Consider the following 15,920-nt stretch of genomic DNA (forward strand, 5'->3'; position numbering starts at 1 on the left):
ACCGCGAGAGTGCAAGCCCGATTGGATCCAATGGAGGTCGGAGTGCCCATCCCCGGACTGACCGGCGTCGACCACATCGGCATCACCGTGCCCGACCTCGAGCAGGCCCACGAGTTCTTCGTCGACGTGCTGGGCTGCGAGTACATGTACCGGCTCGGCCCCTACCGGCACGACGACAGCTGGATGAGCGAGCACCTCGGCGTCGACGACCGGGCCGTGATGCGCGAGCTGCGCTTCTACCGCCTCGGCGGCCGGGCGATCTTCGAGGTCTTCCGCTACGAGGCGACGGACCAGGCCACCCGCCCGCCCCGCAACTCCGACATCGGCGGCCACCACATCGCCCTGTACGTCGAGGACATCGACGCCGCCGTGGCCGACCTGCGCCGACGTGGGCTCACGGTGCTCGGCGAGCCGACCGCCAGCAAGGGGCCGAGCGAGGGCCAGCGCTGGGTGTACTTCCTCGCGCCCTGGGGCCTGCAGTGTGAGCTAGTGTCCTATCCCGACGGAAAAGCCTTCGATCACCGCCCGGAGGCGTTCGACTAGAAGGGATCCGAGCGTGGCCGTACCGGCCGAGGTGGCCAGCCAGCGCGTCGCCGACGAGCTGCGGGCGCGGATACTGGCCGGCCGGCTGGCCCCGGGCACCCGGATCATCCAGGACGAGCTGGCCGAGGAGCTCAACACCAGCCGGCTGCCGGTCCGCGAGGCGCTGCGCATCCTGGAGTCGCGCGGCCTCGTCACGCTGCGGGCCAACCAGGGCGCCTGGGTCACCTCGATGGACGTCCGCGAGTGCGAGCTCAGCTACAAGATCCGCGAGCGACTGGAACCGTTGCTGCTGGCCGAATCGGCGCCGCGACTGTCCGATGAGGACATCGACGCGATGGTCGCCGTGCAGGAGCGGATCGAGGCGACCGAGGACGTCGAGGAGTTCCTCGTCCTTGACCGACAACTGCACTGGGCGGTGTACCAGCATCACGACGCGGCCGACCTGGCGACGATCGTGAACCGGCTGTGGGACACCACGCAGCACTACCGGAGAGCGTTTACCCGGCTGGCCGGCGAGCGCAGGCGGTGGATCATCAACGGCGAGCACCGGCTGCTCATCCAGGCCCTGCGGGACCGCGACCACACCTCGGCCGAGCGGATCCTCGGGCTGCACATCCGCCGCACCCGCGTGGAACTGGCCAAACATCCTGAATTGTTCAGCCACTGAGGGCAATCGTTTGAACGGCCGCCGGCCCGGCAATACGCTGGATCGGAGCAGATCGATGGTAACGAGGTGCGATCGGTGCGGGAGCTCAGGCTGGGCACGGTCAGTCCGTCGGCGTTGCTCGAGGTCGCGGCCAGGACCGGCGCGTTCGACGCCGCCGGGCTGCGGATCGTCGAGGTGCCGGCCGGCTCGTCGCGCGAACAGTTCGCGGCGCTGCTCGACGGCGACCTCGACGCCATCGTGACGAATCCGGACAACGTGGTCGCCTATCGCTGCGTGCCCGACAATCCGCTGGGCCGACTGGGCGATGTGCGTATTCTGGCCGCCCTTGACCGCGGGCTCGGCCTGTCGCTGTGCGCCGCGCCCGGCGCCACCGAACTGGACGGCGCCATCCTCGGCGTCGACGTGCCCGGGTCGGGGTTGGCCTTTGTCGGCTACGAATTGTTGGAGCGCCTCGGCATTCGCTACGCCGTCACCGCACTCGGCTCCACGCCGCGCCGGGCAACCGCTCTCCTGACCGGCGGCTGCGCCATGACCGTGCTCAACGCCGGCAACGAGTTGCGGGCCGAACACCAGGGCGCACGCCGGATCGCGTCGGTGGCCGACATCGGGCCGTACATCGGCGCGGTGCTCGCCACGACCGGCGATACCCTGTACCGCAACGGTTTCGACCTGCGCAGCCTGGTCGGCGTGCTGCTGCGGACGGCCAGGGACATCGTCGCCGGCCGGCGGCCCGAACTGCTGCTCGCGGCCGTGCAGGACCGGCTGGCCTTCGACGAGTACCTGGCCCGGCGGCACATCGCCGTGCTGCTCAGCCGCGGCCACGGCCTGACGCCGAACGGCCGGTTCCGCGACGCCGAGCTGAAAACCGTGCTGGCGTTGCGGAACAAGCACACCAAGGCCGAGCTGGACGCACGCAGCGTGCTGCGGCACGGCTTGATCGACACCTCGCTGCTGCCGGGGCAGTAGGGGCCCGGCCGCGCCGGGCCCCTTACCAGGTCAGGAAATGGTGAACTTGGCCGCCAGCAGGTCCCGCGACCGCGACGAGTGGCCGACCAGCAGCTCGAACTCGCCGGGCTCGACGATCCGGCGGCCGTCGGCGGTGACCAGCGTGCAGTCGGCCGCCGGCAGCTCGACCGACACCCGCACCGACTCCCCAGCCGGCACGTCAACCTGCTTGTACGCCTTGAGTTCCTGGTCGGCCCAGGTCACCGACGTGATCAGGTCCCGAAGGTAGACCTGCACGGTCTCGCGGGCCGGGCGGTCGCCGGTGTTGGACACCGTGACCTCGGCCCGGACCACGTCGGCCGGCCCGACCTCCGGCGTGGTCACGGCCAGGTCGGAGTACGACAGCGTGGTGTAGCTCAGGCCCTCGCCGAACGCGAACAGCGGGTCCTGGGTGAGGTCGGCGTAGCGGTGCCCGTGCTGGCCACGGATCTGGTTGTAGAACACGGGTTGCTGGCCGACGTGCCGCGGCACGGTGATCGGCAGGCGGCCGCTCGGCTCGATCAGACCCAGCAGCAGCTCGGCGATGGCCCGGCCGCCCTTCATACCCGGGTTGAACGCCTGCACGATGGCGGCGGCGTTCTCGGCCGACGGCGGAAGCACCAGCGGCTTCGAGCTGATCACCACCACCACGAGCGGCTTTCCGGTCTGCGCCAAGGCATCCAGCAGCGCGATCTGCCCGCCGACGAGCTCCAGCGTTGCCGTGGAGCGGGCCTCGCCGACCAGGCCGATGGTGTCGCCGACGACCGCGACGACCACGTCGGACGCCTCGGCCGCGGCGACCGCGGCGGCGATCAGCGCCGGGTCGGCCGGTTCGGGGTGCACGACCTCGGGCGCGGGCTGACCGTCCGGCAGCACCGTGCCGTCCGGATCCGGGCCGAAGGAAGCGATCCGCGCGCCGAGCGCGTACTCGACCGTCCACTCAGGAGGGACGACTGCCCGCAGACCGTCGACCACGGTCTCGGTGAGGTGCCGCGGGTGACCGTCGGGCAGCCAGTCGACCTGGCCGGACGCGCCGGCCCAGTCGCCGAGCTGGGCGTCGACGTCATCGGCGTTCGGGCCGACCACGGCGACACGAACCCCGTTGCCGCCCAAGGGAAGCGTGCCGTCGTTGGACAGCAGCACCAGGCTGCGGCGGGCCATCTCCAGGTTCACGGCGGTGTGTTCGGCGCTGCCCACGTGCAGCTGCTGCCGTTCCTGGTCGGGCACCCGCGGGTTCTCGAACAGGCCGAGCTCGAACTTCAGCGTGAGGATGCGGCGCACGGCGGCATCAATGTCCTCTTCGGACAGAATGCCGCGGGCGACGGCGTCCTGCGCGCCCTGGAAGAACTCCGGCGTGGTCAGCACGAGGTCGTTGCCGGACCGCACCGCCAGCGCGGCCGCCTCGGCGTGGCCGGCCACGATGTGCTGCTCCCACACCATGCGGCCGACGTTGTCCCAGTCGGTGACCAGCGTGCCCGAGTACTTCCACTCGTCGCGCAGCACTTCCTTGAGCAGCCACTGGTTCGCGGTGATCGGCACGCCGTCGATGGACTGGTAGCCGATCATGAAGGTGCGGCAGCCCTCGCGGGCCACCCGCTCGAACGGCGGCAGGAACCAGGAGCGCAGCTTGCGCCGCGAGATGTCGGCCTCGGTGGCGTCGCGGCCGCCCTGCGTCTCCGAGTAGCCGGCGAAGTGCTTGGCGCAGGCCAGGATCGCCGTCGGGTCGGAAAGCCCGTCGCCCTGGTAGCCCTTGACCATGGCCGACGCGTACTCGCCGATCAGGAACGGGTCCTCGCCGAAGGTCTCGTCGACCCGGCCCCAGCGCAGGTCGCGGGCGATGCACAACACCGGCGAGAAGGTCCAGTGCACACCGGTGGTGGACACCTCGACCGCGGTCACCCGCGCCACCCGCTCGACCAGCCCGGGGTCCCAGGAGCAGGCCATGCCCAGCTGGGTCGGGAAGATGGTGGCGCCGGGCCAGAACGAGTGGCCGTGGATGCAGTCCTCGCCGGTCAGCAGCGGGATCCCCAGCCGGGTCCGGCCGGCCAGGTCCATCGCCAGCACCAGGTTCTCCGGCGAGGTGTGCAGGATGGCGCCGACATGGAAGTCGTCGATCAGCTCCCGGACGCCGCCGCGCGCGTCCAGGTGCAGCATCTGCCCGATCTTCTCCGGCAGCGTCATCCTGGCCAGCAGGTCGTCGATGCGCTCGGCGACGGGCAGGGCCGGATCACGGTAAGGCTGGTCGACCACCTGCGTTGCTCCTGTCTTCACTGGTTGTCGATGCTCCGGTGGCGGACCGGGCGAGCGGGCGGGTGGCCTGGGCCAGGCACAGCGCGACCACCTGCAGGGCGGCCACCGCGAGCAGGGCCCGCAGGATCGTCACGTGATCACCGAGCAGGCCGAGCAGCGGGGGCCCGGCGAAGCTGGCGATCTTCGCGACGGAGGACGCCACGGTGACCCGGCCGGCGGCGTGCGCCGGGTCGTCCGCGGCCGCGCTCATGCCCACCGGATAGCCGAAGGCCACGCCGACGCCCCACAGGGCGGCCCCGAGAAAGGCTAGCGGAACGACCGGCGCGAAGATGAACAGCAGCAGGCCGAGAACGGCCACCGCGCCCTGGATCCGCAGCACGGTCACGCGGCCGAAGGTGTCGAGCAGTCGTAGGCCGAACCAGCGGGTGGCGGTCATCGCGGCCAGGAAGGTCGCATAGGCGACGGTGCCCAGCGCGGGCGACGCGTGATAGCCGTCGATGAAGCTGACGCCGGTCCAGTCGTTGCCGGCGCCCTCGCTGAAGCCGGCGGCCAGCACGAACACGCCGATCATCAGCGTGCGAGGCTCGCGCCAGTAGCGCAAGGTGCTGCGCGGCTTCGGATTGTCCTCAGTGGACGGACGTTCGTCGGGCAGGAAGGCCCGCACGGCAGCGGGCAGCACGGCAGCCACCGCGACGGCCACGATGATCAGGTGCAGCGGCACCGGCACGTTCAACTGGATCACCGCGGCGCCCAGCAGCGCGCCCAGGACGGTGCCGATGCTGTAGCCGGCGTGGAAACGAGGCATGATCGACCGGCCCAGCCGCCGCTCCACCACCGTGCCCTGGATGTTCATCGCGACGTCCCAGGACGAGCTGAAGAAGCCGAACAGCAGCAGCCCGGTGACCAGGAACGGCACCCCGGCCACGTCGGACAGGCCGATCAGCACCAGGGCGACGCAGGAGGCGGCGGACATCCAGGCGACCGTGCGTCCCTGGCCCAGCCGCGTGACGACCCGTCCGGAGAACGGCCGCGAGACCAGTGCGCCGGCCGCGCCGGCCAGCAGGATCGCGCCGAGCTGGCCGGTGTCGAGGTGCAGGTCGTCCCGCAGTTGCGGAAGCCGGGACAGGCCGCTGGACAGCAGCACGCCGCAGCCGGCGAAAGCCAGATAGGTGGCCGTGGTGGCGGCACGCAGGTCTACCGGCCGCGGCGCGGTCGGTTCGGCATCGGTCATGGCGCGTCGCCCGGACACGGACCAATTTCTACCACATGGTCAAGATTCGTGGAAGCGCTCTCAAACGATGGTCGCGGCGGCCTGCACACAGTGTCCGACATGCGGGCGGGTTTCGTGGCGATCAGTGGCCGGAAGTCACACCTTCCGCCCAGTGATCCGGCCGGGACGGGAAGCTCCCCGCGCGGCCGACTGGGGTACCGGCCGCGAGAGGGAGCAGGTCTCGAGATCGCCGTGGCGACTACGCGTCCGACCGTAAGGTCGCTGGTCGGGCCGGACAACCGGGCCGGGTGAATCGGGCGGCGAGCCTGCCCGAACACGCGGAGAACTCCACGCCCCAAGGGGATTTCCGGTCAACTGGCCGATTCGCCGAGCTGGCCGCGGATGTCGTGCCGGTGATGCCGGGCCTCGTGCACGGTGTGCACGGCCACCCAGCGCAGCGAGGCCCGGTGCGGCTCCGGCCAGGAGTACACCATCTCGTTGTCCCAGTCCTCGCCGAGCCGGTCGAGCACGTTGCCGAACAGCAGCGCGGCGTCGGTCAGCTGCCGGGCCACGTCGGCCGGATCCTGCTCGGCGTAGCCCTCGTGCTCGACCCGGATGTCGCGGCCCATGGTCACGCAGGTGAAACCGTTGTCCCGTCGGGCCTGCAACACCCGCTCGCGCTGCACCAGGAACACGTCCCGCAGGTGGCAGCCGTACTCCAGCGGCGACCACAGCTCTGGTGCGCGCCGCTCGGCCAGCCGGTGGCCCGGCGTCCTGAGCACGGTCGCGACTTCGCCGGCCAACCGCCGGATGTCCTCGGCAGCGGCCGGCGCATCGGTCAGGTCGTAGCGGAAGCCGCACTCGGCGCAGAGATCATCCACGCCGTGCATGCTATTTCAGGCGAAGGCGTTGACCCCGGTCATTTCCGCGGACAGTGCCCACAGCCGCTCGGCCTGCACAGGGTCTGTTGCGTACGCCTTAACACCGCTCCACGTCGTCGCCGGGTCGGCGTCCTCGGCGATGGCCTCGGCCACGTCGCAGTCTTCGAGGTAGACGCCGCCGAGGCCGTCGAGCTGCGGCGAGGTCGCGGCGAACAGTGTGGTTGCGGCCCCCTGTTCAGGCGTCTTGAACTTGACCAGCTGGTTGCCGGCCTCGTCGATCCAGCCGCGCTCGATCTTCTCCTCGGTGGACAGGTGCCGCTGCAACGGCGTCCAGATGCCGCCCGGATGCACCGCGAAGACCTGGACGTCGGCGGCCAGCTTGTTCAGTTCGACTGCGAACAGGACATTTGCCGTCTTGGCCTGGCCGTAGGCCGCCCACTTCTCGTAGCCCTGGGTGAACTGGAGGTCGTCCCAGCGGACCGGCGAGAAGAAGTGACCGCGGGAGGACAGCACGACCACCCGCGCGCCGTCCGCGACCGCCGGCCAGATGCGGTTGACCAGGGCGTAGTGGCCGAGGTGGTTGGTGGCGAACTGGGCCTCCCAGCCGTTGGCGACCCGGGTCTCCGGGCAGGCCATGATGCCGGCGTTGGTGATCACCAGGTCGAGCCGGCGGCCGGTGGCCAGGAAGCGGTCGGCGAACGCCTGCACGCTGGCCAGGTCGCTCAGGTCGAGCTCGTCGATCTCCACGTTGTCGATGCCGGCCAGCGCCTCCTCGGCGGTGGCCCGGCGTCGAGCCGGCACGATCACCGTCGCACCGGCGTTGACCAGCGCTTTCGTCGTCTCGATGCCGATGCCGGAGTAGCCGCCGGTGACCAGGGCGAGCTTGCCGGACAGGTCGATGCCGGCCAGGACCTCGGCCGCCGTGCTGGTGGCGTCGAAGCCGGTGCCGATCTTGTGCTGAGCGGTCGTCGTCATGCCGAGAACGCTAGAAGCTGGAGTGCGCTCCAGCGCAAATCGCCGGCGTGGCTACAGTGGGTGCATGCTGGCTGGTGATCTTGTCACCCTGCGGCCCATCGAGCCCGACGACCTGACCACGCTGGCCCGCTTCGCCAACGACGTGGAGGTCTCCCTCCTGGTCGGCGGGCAGGCTCCGGTGCCGCAGCCGGTCGCGTCCGTGACCGCGCTGTACGAACGCCGGCGCGAACCCCGACGAGATCAACTTCGCCATCACCGCCAATGACGCCGACGGCAGGCTCATCGGGCAGTGCGGGCTGTTCCGGCATGACGCGGTCAGTCGCACCGCCGAGCTCGGCATCGCCATCGGCCTGCGCGACTACTGGGGCCGCCGCTACGGGCGGGAGGCGGTGGGGCTGCTGGCCGACTACGCCTTCCGGATCCGCAACATCCGCAAGCTGTGTCTGACGGTCAGCGCCACCAACGCGCGAGCCATCCGCGCCTACACCGCCGCCGGCTTCGTCGAGGAAGGCCGGCGGTCCCCAACACGTGTGGAACAACGGCCAGTACATCGACATCGTCCTGATGGCCCGCTTCGCCGCCTAGTCGAGATCGCCCGAAACCACTGCGGTCGCGGCGATCTCGTGCAGGTAGCCCTCCATCCACAGCCCCGGCACGGCGACGGCGGTCCAGGCCGGCCGGTTGTCGCCGAGGTAGCCGCGCGCCACGTCGAGGACGCCGGGCAGCGAGCGGGGATCCTTGTGGAACGAGCTGATCTCCACGACGTCGGCCATGGTCGCGCCGACGCCGGCCAGCGCCTCCCGCATGCTCTCGAAGATGTACACGGCCTGACGGTCGGGATCGCCGGCGGCGTGGATGCTGGCATCGGGATTGCACGCGACCTGTCCAGCGACAGTGACCAGTCGACCGCGACGCTTGCGGGCGGCGCCGGCGATGGGCAGCACGCCCTTCCACCAGATGCTGTCGGGCGTGCAGCCGACCCGGCCGCCGTCGGAGAGGTCGGCGAGGGCGTGGAACGAGCCGAGCACGCCGGCCCGGAACAGGCCGGTGGAGCCGAGATGGCTGGTGGTGGCCGACAACTCGGTGTCGATACCGGCCATGATCTCCGGGATGTAGACCTCGTCCATGGTCGGCAGCGCGCCGCGGATGTCCTCGTGGAACGAGGTGAAGTCGAGGACGTCGGCGAAGTCCGCGCCGGCTTCCTTCAGGCAGTCGAGCATGCCGGCATAGCATTCACGGGACTGTGCGACGTGATTGAACGGCGGCTCGACCGTGCCGTCCGGCCCGGTGGCGACCTGGCCGCTGACGAAGACCAGCGGACCCTTGATCACCGCGGCCGACATCGGGAACGAACGCCGCCACGCTTGCGCTTCTGTCGTCACACAGCGCTTCGGTTGCGGTCCGACGTGTGCAACCACACGAATCATCACCAGCGCGTCAGGCTCGACAGCACCGGTGACGCCGGCGAGGGTCCAGGCCGGCGGGTCGCTCGGGAGGAACGGCCGGGCGGCGTCGAGAACGTCCAGGCACCACCGCGGATCCTTGACGAAGGCGAACACGTCCACCACGTCCCGCAGGCTCGCGCCGACCGTGCCGAGCAGGTCGTCGATGCGACTGAACACCGCGGCCGTCTGCCCGGCGACGTCGCCACGGGCGGCGGTGTCGATCTGGCCGGCCACGTACACCAGGTCGCCGGCCCGGCGGACCTGGGCCATCTCGGTCAGCATGCGGCGAAGCCTCCGTCCACGACGAGGGAGGCGCCGAGCACGTAGCGGGACAGCTCGGTCGACATGAACACGACGGCGTTGGCGATGTCCTGCGGCTGACCGAGGGTGCCGGCCGGGGTGGCGTCCAGCGCCTCGCGTTCGAGCACGGGATCGTCCAGCCGCGCGGTCATCGCGGTGCGGGTCATGCCCGGGGACACGATGTTCACCCGGATCCGGCGCGGCGCGAGCTCGATGGCCAGCGACCGGGCCAGCGCCTCGATCCCGCCCTTGGTCGCCGAGTAGGCGGCCGTCTGCGGGAAGCCGACGGCCGTGACGTTCGAACCGACGAACACCACGGAGGAGCCGGGGGCCAGGTGGGGCAGCGCGGCCTGCATGAGCGCGAACGGCGCGCGGACGTTGCTGCGCCACTGGGCGTCCAGACTGTCCAGTGTGGTCTCTTCGAAGTTGTTGAACTCGAAGGTGCCGGCGTTGTGCACCAGGATGTCGATCTTCCCGAAGTGGTGCAGGGCGTGGTCGACCGCCCGCTGCGGGCCGTCCTCGGTGGTCAGGTCGACGGCCAGCGGCGCGGTGATGCCGCCGGCCGCCTCGATCCGGTCCGCGACGGCGCGCACCCGCTGCTCGTCCCGGCCGAGCGGCACCACCTCGGCCCCGCACGCGCCGAACGTCTCGGCGATGGCCACGCCGATGCCCGCGCTGGCGCCGGTCACGATCACCGAGCGGCCGTGCAGGTCGACGTGCAGACGTGGATCGGGCATGAACACTCCAGCAGGTTGATGGTGCTGCACACCACATGTTCAGCTGACATGAACATAGCACCGGTTCTCGCGGTTGTGTAGCACCCCGACCGCTTCTGTTGCCGGTTAATGTTCGATAGTATTGAACACACGTTGTTCGTCATTGAACACAACCGAGGAGAAGCGCATGCCCAGCCCCTTCGAGCCCGTCACCGTCGGCGGCCTCACCCTGCCGCACCGGATCGCGATGTCGCCGATGACCCGCAGCCGGGCCTACGGCCAGCTGCCCAGCGACCTGATGGCCGAGTACTACGCGCAGCGGGCCGGCGCCGCGATGATCATCACCGAGGGCACCCAGCCGTCCGCGGTCGGCCAGGGCTACCTGAACACGCCCGGGATTCACAGCGCCGAGCAGATCGCCGCTTGGCGCAAGGTCACCGACGCCGTGCACTCACGTGGCGGCCGGATCTTCCTCCAGCTCATGCACACCGGCCGGGTCGGTCATCCCAGCTTCCTGCCCGAGGGCCTCCAGCACGTCGGTCCGTCCGCCGTCGCCGCCGACTCCCAGGTCTTCACCGGCGACGGCATGCAGGCCATGTCCGACCCGGCCGAACTGTCCGATGAGGACATTGCTGCCACCGTCGAGGACTACGCCAAGGCCGCCGCCAATGCCGTCGAGGCCGGTTTCGACGGCGTCGAGCTGCATGGTGCCAACGGCTATCTCATCCACCAGTTCCTGTCTTCCAACGCCAACCGGCGCACCGACCGTTGGGGCGGCTCCCCCGAGAACCGCGTCCGCTTCGCCGTCGAGGTGGCCCGCGCCGTCGCCGACCGCATCGGCCCCGACCGCGTCGGCCTCCGCGTCTCCCCTGGCGTCACCAACAACGACATCCGCGAGGACGATCCCCACGACACCTACGCCGCCCTCTCCGACGGCATCCGCCCCCTCGGTCTCGCCTACCTGCACGTCTTCGAGGGGCCGCACCGGGACATCACTCTGCGGCTGCGCAAGGAGTTCGACGGCACCTTCATCCTCAACCCCTTCACGCCGGGCTCCCACACCGGCCCCGCCGAACTCGCCCTGCTCGAGGACGGCACCGCCGACATCCTCACCTTCGGCGCCAACTACTTGGCGAACCCCGACCTCCCCGAGCGTCTGGCCAAGGGCCGGCCCCTCAACACCCCCGACCCCGCCACCTTCTACGGCGGCGACGAGAAGGGGTACACCGACTACCCCCGCCACGCCGACTGAGCACCGCACCCGCCGCGAGGGGCGCCTCCCCACCGGGGAGGCGCCCCTCGGGCTTTTCGGGATATCGCCGGGCCGCACCCGCGTCGCACTGCCCGGCCCTCGGTCGCCTTGCACCACAACCAAACCGACCACAGCGGTCAAGCAGATGCCGCCGGCAGTTGGCCCAGCCGACCATGTCCGAGCGATGGCCACACCATGCGGTCCAGCCGCAGGAGCGGCCAAGTAGGTATGGCCGAACCAGCGGTCGCCGACCAGCAGCAACACCCATCGGGCCAGCCGCAGCACCACCCTGCAAGCCAGCAACAGAAATGGCTGAACGGCCAACGGTAACACCGAGCCGGCTGTCGCCGAGCCGCGGCCATGCCCGGAGGGCCGATTACAGCCGGGGGCGAATGGGCGCGGTATGCCGAGCCTGCTGTGGCCGAGCGGCAGCGCCGGGCGGCCGCCGGTGTGGCCGAGTGGCGGGAGGCGTCAGCTCGGCTCGCCGCGGCCGGCGGGGGTGTTCAAGTGGGACTGGGCCTCCCGCAACGAGTTCATCGGACCGTCCACTGTGTAGTAACGGCGGCCGCCGGCCACCATCAGGTTCTCGGCGGGGAACTTGGTGATCACCTCGCAGCCGTCGGCGGTGACGACGAGCTCCTCCTCGATCCGGGCGGCGCCGACGCCGTCGGCGGAGGGCCAATAGGTCTCCAGGGCGAAGACCATGCCCTCCTCCAAGGTCTCCGGGTGCTCGAGCGACACCAACCGGGAGAAGATGGGCTTCTCCCAGATGGACAGCCCGACCCCGTGTCCATATTGGAGCGCGAAGGCGGCCTCCTCGTCGGAGAAGCCGAACTCCTTGGCAGTGGGCCAAAGGCTCACGATGTCGGCGGTGGTCGCGCCGGGTTTCACGGCGGCGATGGCCAGGTCCATGTACTCGCGGGCCCGGGTGTAGGCGTCGCGCTGGGCCCGGCTGGCCGAACCGACGGCGAAGGTGCGGTAGTAACAGGTGCGATAACCGTTGTAGCTGTGCAAGATGTCGAAGAACGCCGGATCACCGGGGCGGATCAGGCGGTCGGAGTAGACGTGCGGGTGCGGGGAACAACGCTCGCCGGAAATGGCGTTCACGCCCTCTACGTACTCGGAACCCAGGTCGTAGAGCTTCTTGGCGACGAGACCGACGGTCTCGTTCTCCCGAACCCCGGGCCGCAGGAACTCGTACAGGTCCTCGTACGCGGCGTCCACCATGGCAGCGGCCTGGGTCAGCAGACCGATCTCCTCGGACGTCTTGATCCGGCGCGCCTCGAGGAACACCTGCTGGCCGTCGACGACGCGGATTCCCGCCTCCTGCAAGGCGAACAGCACCGGCGGCTCCACGACGTCGATACCGAGCGGCTCGCCGGCCAGGCCGGCCGCGTCCAGCTCCTGCTTGATCTTGGCGGCGACCTCCTGCGCGATCCCGGCGTCCGGGTGGAACGCCCCACGCAGGGTCGAAATACCCGCCCTGGCCCGGGGTTCGCCGTCCATCAGCCATGGATTGTGCTGCTGGTGGTGCTTCGCGGCCGAGCCGAAGTCCCACGAGATCGGCTCGCCGGTGCGGGTGAGCAGGCTGAACCGGATCAGCTTGTCCACCGCCCAGGTGCCGATGTGAGTGGCCGTCATGTAGCGGATGTTGGCGAAGTCGAACGCCAGCACCGCGCCCAGCTCGGAGCGGTGGAGCTGGGCGCGGAGCCGGGCCAGCCGGTCGCGCCGCAGCCGGTCGAAGTCGATCCGCTGCTCCCAGTCCACGGCCATGGTGCCGGTCGTGCCGGTGATGCTGCTCAAAGTATGCCTCTTTCGTACGGGGAAAGACCCTCAGTGGCTTGCCGATACGGTGTATCCGTCGGGATACAGGTCCGCGTCGGCGGTCGGCGACCCGATGTCGCCCTTGCCGAGAGTGGGCGCGGGCAGGCAGGTGGTGGCCGGCGGCTTGTCGCCGTTGAGCACGCTGACCGCGCGGGCCACGGCCAGGTAGCCGATCTTCACGTTCTGCACGGACGCGGTGGCGGTCAGGCTGTTGTTCTGCAACGACTTGATCGCCGTCGGCTCGTACCCGGTGGTGATGAACGGGATTCCCTTGAACTGCGCGGGAATCGACTCGGGCAGCAGCTGGTAGTAGTACACCGAGTACACCCACTTGATGCCCGGGTTGGCCTGCGCCGCGTTGGTGAAGTCCTTCAGCCCCTGGGCCGGGTCGACCGGCTGCGTCGGCGCGGCGACCACCTTCAGGTTGGGGTACTTGGCTTTCAACTCGTCCTGGAAGCCGGCGACGCGCTTGAGCGACCAGGTGGCGTTGCCCGGCCCGGCGATCAGGATGCCCGGCCCGCCCTGCGGCACCGCCTGCGCCAGCTGGTCCGCGCCGATCTTGCCCAGCGTGTAGTCGTCCTGGATGACGGAGGCGGCCGTGTCCTTCGAGGCCAGCTGGGTGCCCAGCACCACCACGGGCACCTGGCGCGCCTTGGCCTTGTCCACGACCGGCACGGAACCGTTGATGTCACTGGGGAACAGCACGATGGCGTCGGGGTCACGAGCCAGCACACTGTCCACCTGGGACACCTGGAGGGCCGGGCTGGCGTAGCCCTGGCCGGCGGTGGTGGTCAGGGTGACGCCGGCATCCTTGGCCGCCTGCTCGGCCCCGTACACGTTGGCCTGGTAGTAGTAGCCGGCCAGGCTGACCTCCATCAGACTGATCTTGTACGGCTTCTTGGCCTTGGGCGCCTTGAACGCCAGCACTTCCTGCTGGCTCAGACTGGAATCGCAGGCCGCGGCCTGGCCGAGGGTCGTGGCCGTCTCGGCCTTGGGGGTGGCGGTGCAGGCGGTGGCCACGACGGCGGCCGCGCAGAGGGCGATCAGTGGTCTTCTCATGACTGTTCTCCGGGGACGGCACTGGACGTCCGGCCGAGCCGGACCCGACGGCGGGCCCGCGACTGGGCCAGCAGGACGGCCAACACCAGCACGCCGCCCGTGATCATCTGTTGGGTGAACTCGTCGACCGCCCCGATGTCGAGGCCGGTCGTGAGCACCGTGAACAGCGTTACCCCCAGCACCACGCCGAACAGCCGGCCGGTGCCGCCGCCGATGGCGACGCCGCCGATCACCGCCGCGGCGATGGACAACAGGTCGTAGTTGAGGCCGAGCGCGGCCTGCCCGATGCCGACGCGGGCCGACAGCAGCAGCCCGGCCAGCGCGGACAGCCCGCCGCACAGGCAGTACGCCGCCGCCTGCACGGCCGGGACGGGCACACCGGCCAGCTTGCTGGCCTCGGTGCTGCCGCCGACGGCGAACAGGTAGAGGCCGAAGCGGGTGCGCGCGGTGATCACCCAGGCCAGGGCGAGCACGATGATCGCCACGCCGAGGCCGGCCGGCAGGAATCCCCAGTCACCGCTGCCGAGATAGGTGGTGAACACCGGGTCGAGCCCGGACACCGACTGGCCGCCGGCCAGCAGGTTGGCGTAGCCGGTGAGGAAGGTCAGCATGCCGAGCGTGGCGACGAACGGGCTGATCCGGAAGTACGCGATCAGCACCCCGTTGACCGCGCCGATCAGCACACCGCAGCCGACGCCGGCCGCGATCGCCGGGCCCGGGGCGGCTCCGCCGTGCATCAGCAGCGCCGACACCGTGCTGGCGAAGCCCATGGTGGCCGCCACCGACAGGTCGAAACCACCGACGACCAGCGCGAACATCTGGCCGACCGACACCACCAGCAGGATGCTGCCGACCCGGGCCATGCTGTCCAGGTTGGTCAGGTCGGCGAACATGGCGCCCTGGCCGACCGTGAACACGCCGGCCAGCACCACCAGCGCGACGAAAATCTGCACCTCGGCGCGGCCGGTCGTTAAAATACGTTGAACACTCCCCCAGGGTTTCGGAGTGCCACTGTCCATCATGGTTGAACACCATGCAGCTGTGTACGATAAAAGTCAACGGTTCGGGCCGTCCCGGGTTCGGACCACACCGGCCGACCGCGCGCGAGCAGGGGAGACGACTGTGCAACCGTCCCGAACAGTGGGTGAGCAGGCCGATCGCGGCAGCGCACTGGACGACATCGGGGTGCGGCTGCGCCGCGGCCGCACCGAAGTCGGCATCAGCGTGCGGGAACTGGCCCGCAAGGCCGGCGTGTCGGCCAGCCTGGTCAGCCAGATCGAGAACGGCAAGGCGCGGCCGTCGGTGGCCACCCTGTACGCCCTCGTTCAACACCTCAACCTGACCGTCGACGAGCTGTTCGAGGGCGACGGGCCGAAGCCCATCGTGGTGGCCGAGTCGATCAGCGGGCCGTTCGACGGCGTCGAGCCTTCCCCCGCTTCGGTCGCCGCCATCCAGAAGCTCATCGGCGCCCCCATGGTGCAGCCGGCCGAGTCGCGCGGCACGCTTCGGCTCGAGGGCGGCATCACCTGGGAGCGCCTCACCCCGTGCGACGTGCCCGGCGTCGACTTCCTCAAGATCACCTACGACGTCGGCGGCGCTTCCTGCGCCGACGGCCTCCGTCAGCAGCACCAGGGTCATGAGTTCGGCTACCTGCTCAGCGGCCGCCTCGGCGTCACCGTCGGCTTCGACACCACCGAGATCGGCCCCGGCGACTCGATCTACTTCGACTCCTCCACACCGCACCGCCTGTTCAACGCCGGTGAGGAGCCAGCCATCGGCATCTGGATGGTCCACGCCCCCTTCGAACCGTGACT

Annotated in this window: 15 protein-coding genes and 1 pseudogene; 7 read left to right on the forward strand and 9 right to left on the reverse strand. The window is 70.1% G+C overall.

Annotation, left to right across the window (positions count from 1 at the left end):
• Positions 1–42 precede the first annotated feature (42 nt).
• The 3 genes from M3Q35_RS16615 to M3Q35_RS16625 all read left to right on the forward strand — a co-directional run bounded on the left by M3Q35_RS16615 (position 43) and on the right by M3Q35_RS16625 (position 2,176).
• Positions 43–543, forward strand: coding sequence for a VOC family protein (locus M3Q35_RS16615; protein ID WP_273942713.1), 501 nt, complete (start codon positions 43–45; stop codon positions 541–543).
• Positions 544–556: 13 nt separating this feature from the next.
• Positions 557–1,210, forward strand: a complete 654-nt coding sequence (locus M3Q35_RS16620) for a GntR family transcriptional regulator (RefSeq protein ID WP_273942715.1) — start codon at positions 557–559, stop codon at positions 1,208–1,210.
• A 75-nt stretch (positions 1,211–1,285) separates the two neighbouring features.
• Entirely contained in the window at positions 1,286–2,176 is an 891-nt protein-coding gene (locus M3Q35_RS16625) for a substrate-binding domain-containing protein (protein ID WP_273942716.1), read from the forward strand.
• Positions 2,177–2,206: 30 nt separating this feature from the next.
• Here the strand turns inward: M3Q35_RS16625 and M3Q35_RS16630 are convergent, their stop codons facing one another.
• The 4 genes from M3Q35_RS16630 to M3Q35_RS16645 form a co-directional block, all read right to left on the reverse strand.
• A complete protein-coding gene (locus tag M3Q35_RS16630) occupies positions 2,207–4,444 on the reverse strand; it encodes an exo-beta-d-1,3/1,6-glucosidase (RefSeq protein ID WP_273942718.1) in 2,238 nt (745 codons plus the stop codon).
• On the reverse strand, positions 4,422–5,693 hold the full coding sequence (locus M3Q35_RS16635; protein WP_273942719.1) for an MFS transporter: 1,272 nt from the start codon (positions 5,691–5,693) through the stop codon (positions 4,422–4,424). The genes M3Q35_RS16630 and M3Q35_RS16635 overlap by 23 nt, the downstream gene beginning before the upstream one ends.
• A 332-nt stretch (positions 5,694–6,025) precedes the next feature.
• Positions 6,026–6,535, reverse strand: coding sequence for a DinB family protein (locus M3Q35_RS16640; protein WP_273942720.1), 510 nt, complete (start codon positions 6,533–6,535; stop codon positions 6,026–6,028).
• A gap of 15 nt (positions 6,536–6,550) precedes the next feature.
• The gene (locus M3Q35_RS16645; protein ID WP_273942721.1) at positions 6,551–7,510 is read right to left on the reverse strand and encodes an SDR family NAD(P)-dependent oxidoreductase; all 960 of its coding nucleotides are present in this window, start codon (positions 7,508–7,510) and stop codon (positions 6,551–6,553) included.
• A gap of 64 nt (positions 7,511–7,574) precedes the next feature.
• Between M3Q35_RS16645 and M3Q35_RS16650 the strand changes: the two genes are divergently transcribed.
• Both M3Q35_RS16650 and M3Q35_RS48900 read left to right on the forward strand, forming a co-directional pair.
• Positions 7,575–7,775: a GNAT family N-acetyltransferase gene (locus M3Q35_RS16650; protein WP_273942723.1), complete on the forward strand. Its 201-nt coding sequence runs from the start codon at positions 7,575–7,577 to the stop codon at positions 7,773–7,775.
• A gap of 16 nt (positions 7,776–7,791) precedes the next feature.
• Positions 7,792–7,953, forward strand: a pseudogene (locus M3Q35_RS48900) (GNAT family N-acetyltransferase); the annotation flags it as partial.
• A 138-nt stretch (positions 7,954–8,091) separates the two neighbouring features.
• Here the strand turns inward: M3Q35_RS48900 and M3Q35_RS16655 are convergent.
• Positions 8,092–9,237, reverse strand: coding sequence for a RidA family protein (locus M3Q35_RS16655; RefSeq protein ID WP_273942724.1), 1,146 nt, complete (start codon positions 9,235–9,237; stop codon positions 8,092–8,094).
• On the reverse strand, positions 9,231–9,992 hold the full coding sequence (locus M3Q35_RS16660; RefSeq protein ID WP_273942725.1) for an SDR family NAD(P)-dependent oxidoreductase: 762 nt from the start codon (positions 9,990–9,992) through the stop codon (positions 9,231–9,233). The genes M3Q35_RS16655 and M3Q35_RS16660 overlap by 7 nt, the downstream gene beginning before the upstream one ends.
• 166 nt (positions 9,993–10,158) lie before the next feature.
• Here M3Q35_RS16660 and M3Q35_RS16665 point away from each other — a divergent pair, with 166 nt between their 5' ends.
• Positions 10,159–11,223 carry an alkene reductase gene (locus tag M3Q35_RS16665; protein WP_273942726.1) on the forward strand — a complete coding sequence of 355 codons (1,065 nt, stop codon included), beginning with the start codon at positions 10,159–10,161 and terminating at the stop codon, positions 11,221–11,223.
• Between the two features lie 471 nt (positions 11,224–11,694).
• On the opposite strand, the gene M3Q35_RS16670 is transcribed toward M3Q35_RS16665, so the two are convergent.
• The 3 genes from M3Q35_RS16670 to M3Q35_RS16680 are packed head-to-tail and all read right to left on the reverse strand — an operon-like array spanning position 11,695 to position 15,059.
• Complete coding sequence (locus M3Q35_RS16670) at positions 11,695–13,026, reverse strand: M24 family metallopeptidase (protein WP_273942727.1); 1,332 nt, start codon at positions 13,024–13,026, stop codon at positions 11,695–11,697.
• 30 nt (positions 13,027–13,056) lie between these two features.
• On the reverse strand, positions 13,057–14,106 hold the full coding sequence (locus M3Q35_RS16675; RefSeq protein WP_273942728.1) for a sugar ABC transporter substrate-binding protein: 1,050 nt from the start codon (positions 14,104–14,106) through the stop codon (positions 13,057–13,059).
• Positions 14,103–15,059, reverse strand: coding sequence for an ABC transporter permease (locus M3Q35_RS16680; RefSeq protein WP_273942729.1), 957 nt, complete (start codon positions 15,057–15,059; stop codon positions 14,103–14,105). The genes M3Q35_RS16675 and M3Q35_RS16680 overlap by 4 nt, the downstream gene beginning before the upstream one ends.
• Positions 15,060–15,228: 169 nt before the next feature.
• Between M3Q35_RS16680 and M3Q35_RS16685 the strand changes: the two genes are divergently transcribed.
• Positions 15,229–15,918, forward strand: a complete 690-nt coding sequence (locus M3Q35_RS16685) for a helix-turn-helix domain-containing protein (protein ID WP_273942730.1) — start codon at positions 15,229–15,231, stop codon at positions 15,916–15,918.
• Positions 15,919–15,920 lie beyond the last annotated feature (2 nt).

Source organism: Kutzneria chonburiensis (assembly GCF_028622115.1).
GTDB classification, from domain to species: Bacteria; Actinomycetota; Actinomycetes; order Mycobacteriales; family Pseudonocardiaceae; genus Kutzneria; species Kutzneria chonburiensis.